Raw genomic sequence first — 7987 nt, forward strand, 5'->3', positions numbered from 1 at the left:
TGGCTATCCGGTCAAAACACGTCCAATGCGTCCCATTTTGGGATTCTGCACTGGTGACATTGTACGTGCCGTGGTTCCTTCAGGTAAGTACAAAGGGACTTTCACCGCTAGGGTTTGTCCGATGTCAGATGGTCGTGGCGAAGTTAAGGGAAGCCGCCTCTCCCCAAGGGCGAGAGAAAACCGTGACTAAACTCTCTCGACTAATCGAAATTCACTGCAAATGTGCGGGTATTCGGACAAGTATTCTCTTCTCCTATATTCCCAACGTTGTCAATTTAACTGAATCCCAGGGAATTGCCACATCCTCAGCGCAGGTTTATGAGAAGGTTTTATCCATCTATGGAAAACAGTCACCCAGTTCATCTCTGATTGAGACTTTATCTCAAGCAGACACCGTAGATATTTCCGCCGATTTATATAAAATATCGATCCTGCCCAAATTAGAGTTACCTGAAATATCCTCCCTCGTCACCATCCTGAGTCCAGAATTAATGCACTTTCAGTCCCAGCATTTAGCAGCCAATAATAAGAACACGCTGGGATTTATGAGTACCCAGTTTCATCTCAGCTCCAAGGTGTTACTAAATCGATTAAGCCTATGAGCCGCAAAGGTAGAGACGTAATCGGTTACGTTTCTACCCCCTCTCTGTCTCATCTCCTACAATAGAGACATTCGAGTTGGTGCAAGTTATTAATATTCAAGGGGTGTCTCCGATGACAATTTTGAAAATCCTCATAAAGCTGACTCCGAGATAACCCCATGCGTTTTGCAAATTGTTCCGCTGCGTCAAAAAGCGGGTCAGGAATTGAAATTGCTGTTTTCATGATAAGTATAACTATAGTTATACTCTTAGAGTATCGAATTTTTACAACTAGCGCAATAGGTGATATTTATTAAGGAAGCCCCCGCAACGATGGCTCAACTTCAGGATAAGAACGCCCCATATTCGCAAACTGGTGCGCGATCGCACAGGTGTAGTTCTCTCAGAGGACAAACAGTATTGGGTGGAGTCTCGTCTAATTGATTAGTTCACTCCTCTGCTTTAACAAAGACACCTAAACCAAAATCACAACTTCTGTTCCTCGACGAGCATTTACTCATTTTTACATTAATCTCATACCTATCCTCGGCTGGAGGAACAAAAGGAACAACAGCGACGGCATAATCGGTCATATCAGATGCGATGACATTACCTTGCATATCTTCGACAATTATATCCACGTCCTCACAACTCTTATCGCAAACGGCAACGAAACTATACTCTCGACTGGGCGATAAAAATACCGTCTTCGGTGCTTGCGCTCCTCTAGAGAGTCTGGCTACTGTTCGCGGAAATACCAATTGATAGCCCTCCTCGTCTTGGGCTTCAATGACTGCCCGAATTTGAGCTTCGACTTCTTGCTCGGATTCGTTTAGGGGTCTAGCCGTTGCGGTAATCTGAACTGTTGTCACTGAACACAGCGCTAGGGTAGACCAAATCAGACGTGTAACAATCTTCATGGCAATGATGGTATGATATGAAGCCCAAATGGATTATTGTACACCGTCGGTTCGCGATCGCCTATTTTTCAGGAAGGGTACCTCCTAACCAAGGACAAATGACAAATGACGAATGACAACTAAGACTCCTCCACAGGCAAAAACTCCTTCGTCTCCGGTGAATATTCCCAAGCAACTCCGTCTGGATCTTTAGTTTGACTCCACTGGGCAAAATCCGGGTCAGATTTGCGCTTGCCAATCGTACTCGAATGAACATCGAGTCGTTTGGCTAATTCTGCCTGAATCAAAGCCTGACCCTCTTTCTCTTCATCCTCAGATTGCTCAGATTGAGGTGATGGCTTCTCCGGCGGGGATTCGAGTTTTTCCGGAATGTCCGCTTCCTCCGTCTCAGATTCCCAAGGACTGGACTTATCCTCTATCTCCTCCTCTGTCTCATCCTCTTCATCTTCCATCAGCCATTGAACCAGCTTTGGGGCTTGATTGGTAAAGGATTCAGACTCTTGTTCCGGTAGCGGTTCACTACTGTCAAAGATACTTCCCAGAGCATTAGCCGTGAGAAAGTAATAGACAATACCTTTCTCCTCGTAGTCTCGACGCTTCGCCCCAAATTCTTCTGCCTTTCTATCCAAGTATCGCTGGGCGGCGGTTCCAGAGATATTTGCTTTCATCGACAAGTCGAGGGGTGTCAAGCAACCCTGATTATCTTTGATTAGCTGATTGAAGAAGGGATTGACTTGCTTACTCCATTGCAGCCACCGATACTGCTGCCAAATTTTCAACAGAATAATCACAACCAAAAGCGCAAGCAGATAGGGCCACGTTTTAAACAACAGGACGAATACAAACGCGATCGGGAGTAGGAGAATTAGAATCCCTGTAGTACTGCTATCAATTACTTTTCCGGTCATATCCCTGCTTGCAATTTTCTCTTGAGCGTAAGCGAATTACGGTAACGATGGCATTTCCTTGACTGACAGCCCAGCCTTAGCTGGCTCTAGCCTAACTTAAGCCGTTGATTAGCACGTTGCCTATCTCAACAGTTTACGGGTTCTTGAGCCAAGTTGGTCAGCGAGAGGCGTTTTAACATCGCTGCCCGTGCTTGCTTTGCTAACGTATCATCTAGGGGCGTCAAAGTGATAGGGGTTTGGTACTTTTGTTTTAATCCGGTTTGGATCAGCCAATCGCCGATAAAGGGATTTTTGGGCAAAAGTGGACCATGGGAGTAGGTCGCGATCGCGTTTCGATAAAATGCCCCTTCCATGCCATCCTCGCCGTTATTCCCGTAGCCTTTCACCACCTTACCCAGGGGAGAGACGTTCCCCAAATAGGTACGCCCGCCATGATTTTCAAAGCCAATCACAATCGGCTTACGTCCCAGCATCTGTTCTAAGTCTTGGGCGAGGGGAGAAGCGGTTAACTCAAAAACAACATTGCCAATACAGCGACGGGCATTGGGTCCAGGATGCTTACTGACAAAATCCAACAAGCCTAATCCATCAATCCGTTGACCTAAAGCGGGTTCGTAATAGTGACCCAACAGTTGCGGGGAACCGCAGGTAAACACACCAGGGGTTCCGGTTTCCAGTTTCTCCCGCAACGTATCCGCTTTAGCACCCCGCAAGTCCCGCATGACAATTTCCTGCTGTCGATCTTGGGCACCACCCCCCATAAACACATCAACGTGATGGAATTGGTCAGCCGAGGTTTGCTGGTCGAGGGCTAGGACATTCACCCGAATCCCCCGCCATTGAGCGCGTTGTTGCAGGCAGATCACATTACCGCGATCGCCGTAGGTACTCATTAGGGTTGGGTATAGCCAGCCAATCGTTAGTTCTAGGTCTTCAGGATTCATCATTTTTGCTTACTCTCTATCTACGTTTTACAGCCTGACTGGAGCGAAAACGGAAAGAAGTTATAAGTCAATCGTAGGGGCGGGTTTAGGGACAATTGTAGGGGCGGGTTTAGGGACAATTGTAGGGGCGGGTTTAGGGACTCAATTCAAATATCCACCAATAACGGAAAAACAAAACCCGCCCTCCCCACCGATAACGGAAAAACAAAACCCGCCCTCCTCACCTTATTCATAAGTCATGAAACAGAACATGAAATCAAATACCATTTTTACTGCTTTTCGTCAAAAAAATATTTTGATTTTTACAAAAATACATGCGTCGAACCCCAACGGGCTTGAGCGCGAGGAGTACAGCTTTTTGACGCAAAATCAAGGGGTTCAGCTTACGATGAGGTGACTTTTCCTAAAAATGCACATAAAAAAGACCCATTATTAGTATAGACAAATCGCTGAATCCACGCAATTTCGTTGCTTATTGCAAATGATTCTCACAGTTTTTTTGCCCGTTAAGCTCTGTTAAGCAACAAATATCAAATCAAATCTCACTCGATTAAAAGTTTTAGTTATACTTCTCCCTGTACCATGCTGTTTTTCCTTTACTGTGCTACTTTAATAGCAACTTAAGAGCGAGTTGAAGAAAAATGTGCTTCTAGTTAAACGCTTATATAGAAAAATTTTCCGCAAAGGGCAAAATCCGCGCGACATATTACTTAGAAAAATGCCCAAAAACTCTATCTGCGCTGAGATCGGAGTTTATAAAGGGAATTTCTCGGCAAAGATTATAGAGGTTGTGCAACCAGCAAAACTGCATCTTATCGATCCTTGGATATATGAAGAAGAGGATACATATAAAACATCTTTGTATGGCGGACAAAAGGGAAAAAATCAAGAGAATATGGACAATATTTATCAGTCAGTAAAAGAGCGTTTTCAAGATCAGATTAACCCAAACAGGATAGTAGTCCACCGTTCTACATCGTTGCAAACGGCTGAACAATTTGAGGATAATTATTTTGACTGGGTGTATATTGATGGTAATCATCTATACGAATTTGTCAAAAAGGATCTAGAAACCTATTACAAAAAAGTCAAAGCAGGTGGCTACATAACTGGAGATGATTATGGTGCAACACAAATGTGGTGGGAAGATGGAGTGAAAAAAGCCGTAGATGAGTTTCGAGCCAAAAGCTCATGCAAAACTGTACTAATCCAGGGAGGTCAATTCATTTTACAAAAACTTTAAGGCTATAAGCTAGAAACTGATGAATCGCATCAGACAACTCTCGCTCTATCTAACCGCAGGGGCAATTGGCGCATTGGTCAACAGTTTAGCCGTCTGGATAGCAGGAAGTATCGGATTAACCACTGCCCTTGGCGCTCAAATCGCACCAACCCTTACACCCAATTGGTTATATCCGCGTTTAACTTGGGGGGCTATTTGGGGATTACTATTTTTTGTGCCGCTTAAAATTACAGGTAACGCCAGAAAACGAATCATTTGGCAAGGTTTACTTGTTTCCCTGGGTCCAACCGTGGCACAATTATTCTACTTTTTCCCCACAGGGGGCAAAGGGTTGCTCGGTTTTCAGCTTGGGATAATAACACCATTACCATTATTCGTTATTGTATTTAACGCGATTTGGGGAATTGTCGCCGCCGCTTGGATTGCCGCCGCGCAATGATACCCCGTGCGATCGCGTAACTCTACTCACCCTTTTGCTTGTCAAAGTCCTGTTCGGTCAGTGAGAGTCGTTTATGATAATAGAAGTACCTGCATTCTGGAGCCAACGACAACAGTTTAACCTGGACATTATGTGCTGTCCCTGACAAGCTCCCCATGCTGAATAAGCAGAGGTAAAAATAACGGTGAACATGAACTTAGCATCACTTTATGACGTTGAATATGACCAATGGTTAGCGCGAACCATTAGTTTGTTAAAAGACAACCGATTCAATGAGTTGGACAAGGAACATTTAATTGAGGAGTTGGAAGACTTGAGTCGGCGAGAGAAAAAAACAGTTGAAAGGTTTCTAGAACAGATTATCCGGCATTTGCTACTTTGGCAATATTGGACGGCAGAACATGATTATAATGCCAATCACTGGCAAGCAGAAATTATGAGCTTTAGAACCCAAATCAATGAAGATTTAACCCAAAACTCACGAAATTACCTCCAGGAAAACCAAGTCAACATTTATGAAAAAGCATTAAACTACGTGAAACAAAAGACCGGATATGATGTGAATTTCCCCGAAAACTTCCCTTATACTCTCTACCAATTATTAGAGATGAACTGGCTACCAGAAAAAAGCTAAAATCACTGTTATTATAGGGATAATGACCAATAAAAACTCACAAAATCTCACAAAATCTGCCGCCCGGTAAGTAATCCCCGCACTTCTAACATAGCGGAATAAGTGGGTAAAATATGCAAGGTTTCATCCGCAGGGGTATGCTCTAATGCCGTTTTAATCGCCTCTTTTAAATCTTCTTTAATAATTAACTCACAAGGAGGTTCTGCCTCAGATTGAGAATACTTGAGGCGCAATGCCATATCATAAACGCGATCGCCACTCACCACAATCGTCCCGCCTAACGCCACCAATTTCTCAGTGTCCACGTCCCAAATCCAAGACACATCAGTGCCATCAGGGGTTCGGTCATTCAACACAACTAACTTAGTCGAGGCTCCCCCCTGTTTTTGGATATCATGCACCGCCCGAATCGTTTCATTCATCCCGACCGGATTTTTTGATAACAGAATTCGCACCTTCTTCCCCTGAACCACCAATTCCTCAGCGCGTCCAAATGCGGCTTTGAAGGTTTTAACCGTGTCGTAAATTGCCGCCCGCTCAATTCCCAATTCCTCAGCGACTAAGCCAGCCGCCAGGGTATTATATTTGTTATAAATACCAATTAAGATTTGGGGCCACTCCTGACTATTTACCGCTAAAGAACTCTTACTAAAGCCGCAACTCGTGCAGTGATAATCGCCCAAATGAGACAAGTAAACCCCCTTGTAATCCAAGGGATAGCCGCAACTAGGACAGTAAATCGAGTCTACGGCATGGGGAATTTCTTCCAAATAGTGTTCCGGTTCATTTAAACCGAAAAATCGCACCGTTTGCGATAACTGCTGACCCAAATGACACAGTGTCGGATCATCAGCATTCAAAATCACCCGTGTTGGAGCAGGAAGCGGTGCGATCGCGTTGAGCCAGCGCTGACTAATTGTATCTACTTCCCCGTAGCGATCCAGTTGATCCCGAAACAGATTTAAACCCAAAATCACCTGAGGCTGACAATCCGGCAAGAGCAAGGGTAAGATATTTTCATCCACTTCTAAAATGGCGTAATCAGCATCCAACACACCCAAAACATTGGTATGCTCCATCAACGCCGTCACCAACCCATTAATCAAATTCGCACCCGTGGCATTATGCGCCACTCGCCACCCCTGACGCTCTAACAGCGTCCGCAACAATAGAGCCGTCGTAGTTTTGCCATTCGTCCCTACAATCAGAATCACCCCACGCCGCACCTGTGCCAAAAGCAACGGCAAAGCATGGGGTTGAATTCTGCGGGCAATAGAACCCGGCAATACACTCGCTGCCCCTAAACGGAATCCTCGCACCAACGAGGTAACCGTTTTAGCTACGCCTACAGATAAACCCAGGCGCACTTGATCTAGCACTGATAGACTCACATCCACACTCCTTCCAGACGGGGCAGCTTTTCGGTTCACTGAGCTTATACTAGGTTATTTACTCACCTATCTATGGCTCGTCAGCATAATATTCTACTTATTGCGTAAGTTCGTAGTTGCGCTGTCTTCGCTGTAAACGCCCGCATCGCTCACTATAAAGCTTTCACTCCAACCTTAGTTAGGGCGGGTTTAGTCGCATCTGGGTTAGGGAAGCAACGATAATAGTGAAACCCGCCCCTACACAGACGCCATGTCCTCGATGGTAGCGAAGATTGACACTCCCCGTCCTATAAGTACGGGGATTCTTAGTTCCACGACACACCTTATCGCTATCTATCCTTGCGGCAATACTTAAACCAAATACCCGTAGAAAACTACCAAGTATTGAGCCTAACTTAGATAACCCCAGAGGGCTTGTCTCCCTAAGCGTAATGGTACTTTACCGAGAGTGTCTTATACTTCCGTTCTCTCTCTTTCCCTATGTTCCTGTATGCCCTACAGTACATTGTTCTAGTCTTGTGACTAACGCAAATCGTGCACTTTTGGCGGTATCGGCACTCCTATTGAAGTCCATGGGTTTTTTAAGAGGTTACTCGCGCCTCATGTACTAGCATCACTTTACGTGATCAGCATTGATTGGCGATACTCACGAATTTTCGCCTGTGTACGTCAACAAAAACTGTATCTGTGATCGCGGCAAAAAGAGAGGCAATCGCGATTACGTTATTAACGTCTACGCCTTTGAAACGGGCTAATGTTTCCTCACCAGAATTGATCAGAGCATGACCCTATTCCCTGATTTTTGTTGACTTTATTGTGCTGGTATGATATAAGGGCGGTTCAGTTGGCGCGATCGCTTGAACTCCTCAGCCAATCAGGGATAATCAGAAACAGGGGATTTCATCTCAACTAACTTTGTAAGTGTAA

Annotated in this window: 7 protein-coding genes and 1 pseudogene; 4 read left to right on the plus strand and 4 right to left on the minus strand. The window is 44.9% G+C overall.

Annotated features, from left to right (window positions below):
- Positions 1 to 602, plus strand: a pseudogene (locus tag RIG27_RS20505) (hypothetical protein); the annotation flags it as partial.
- Between the two features lie 428 nt (positions 603 to 1030).
- Here the strand turns inward: RIG27_RS20505 and RIG27_RS20510 are convergent.
- From RIG27_RS20510 to RIG27_RS20520, 3 genes are all read right to left on the minus strand, one after another.
- Positions 1031 to 1501: a hypothetical protein gene (locus RIG27_RS20510; protein WP_446348203.1), complete on the minus strand. Its 471-nt coding sequence runs from the start codon at positions 1499 to 1501 to the stop codon at positions 1031 to 1033.
- Between the two features lie 119 nt (positions 1502 to 1620).
- Positions 1621 to 2409 (minus strand): hypothetical protein, encoded by a 789-nt coding sequence (locus RIG27_RS20515; protein ID WP_446348205.1) that lies wholly within the window; start codon positions 2407 to 2409, stop codon positions 1621 to 1623.
- A gap of 125 nt (positions 2410 to 2534) precedes the next feature.
- The gene (locus RIG27_RS20520) at positions 2535 to 3353 is read right to left on the minus strand and encodes a type 1 glutamine amidotransferase (RefSeq protein ID WP_446348213.1); all 819 of its coding nucleotides are present in this window, start codon (positions 3351 to 3353) and stop codon (positions 2535 to 2537) included.
- 643 nt (positions 3354 to 3996) lie between these two features.
- Between RIG27_RS20520 and RIG27_RS20525 the strand changes: the two genes are divergently transcribed.
- The 3 genes from RIG27_RS20525 (at position 3997) to RIG27_RS20535 (ending at position 5669) form a co-directional block, all read left to right on the plus strand.
- The gene (locus RIG27_RS20525) at positions 3997 to 4596 is read left to right on the plus strand and encodes a class I SAM-dependent methyltransferase (protein WP_446348207.1); all 600 of its coding nucleotides are present in this window, start codon (positions 3997 to 3999) and stop codon (positions 4594 to 4596) included.
- Positions 4597 to 4615: 19 nt separating this feature from the next.
- Positions 4616 to 5035, plus strand: a complete 420-nt coding sequence (locus RIG27_RS20530) for a hypothetical protein (protein ID WP_446348209.1) — start codon at positions 4616 to 4618, stop codon at positions 5033 to 5035.
- 190 nt (positions 5036 to 5225) lie between these two features.
- Positions 5226 to 5669 (plus strand): DUF29 domain-containing protein, encoded by a 444-nt coding sequence (locus tag RIG27_RS20535; protein ID WP_446348215.1) that lies wholly within the window; start codon positions 5226 to 5228, stop codon positions 5667 to 5669.
- Between the two features lie 47 nt (positions 5670 to 5716).
- Here the strand turns inward: RIG27_RS20535 and RIG27_RS20540 are convergent, their stop codons facing one another.
- Positions 5717 to 7060, minus strand: coding sequence for a MurT ligase domain-containing protein (locus RIG27_RS20540; RefSeq protein WP_446348211.1), 1344 nt, complete (start codon positions 7058 to 7060; stop codon positions 5717 to 5719).
- Between the last annotated feature and the right edge of the window lie 927 nt (positions 7061 to 7987).

The sequence above is a fragment of the Coleofasciculus sp. F4-SAH-05 genome (assembly GCF_040222985.1).
GTDB classification, from domain to species: Bacteria; Cyanobacteriota; Cyanobacteriia; order Cyanobacteriales; family Coleofasciculaceae; genus Coleofasciculus; species Coleofasciculus chthonoplastes.

What these genes read in the sequence shown, in the direction of transcription:
- RIG27_RS20510 (WP_446348203.1), bottom strand. Translation starts at nt 1,501, where the DNA reads ATGAAGATTGTTACACGTCTGATTTGGTCTACCCTAGCGCTGTGTTCA.
- RIG27_RS20530 (WP_446348209.1), top strand. Translation starts at nt 4,616, where the DNA reads ATGAATCGCATCAGACAACTCTCGCTCTATCTAACCGCAGGGGCAATT.
- RIG27_RS20535 (WP_446348215.1), top strand. Translation starts at nt 5,226, where the DNA reads ATGAACTTAGCATCACTTTATGACGTTGAATATGACCAATGGTTAGCG.
- RIG27_RS20520 (WP_446348213.1), bottom strand. Translation starts at nt 3,353, where the DNA reads ATGAATCCTGAAGACCTAGAACTAACGATTGGCTGGCTATACCCAACC.
- RIG27_RS20515 (WP_446348205.1), bottom strand. Translation starts at nt 2,409, where the DNA reads ATGACCGGAAAAGTAATTGATAGCAGTACTACAGGGATTCTAATTCTC.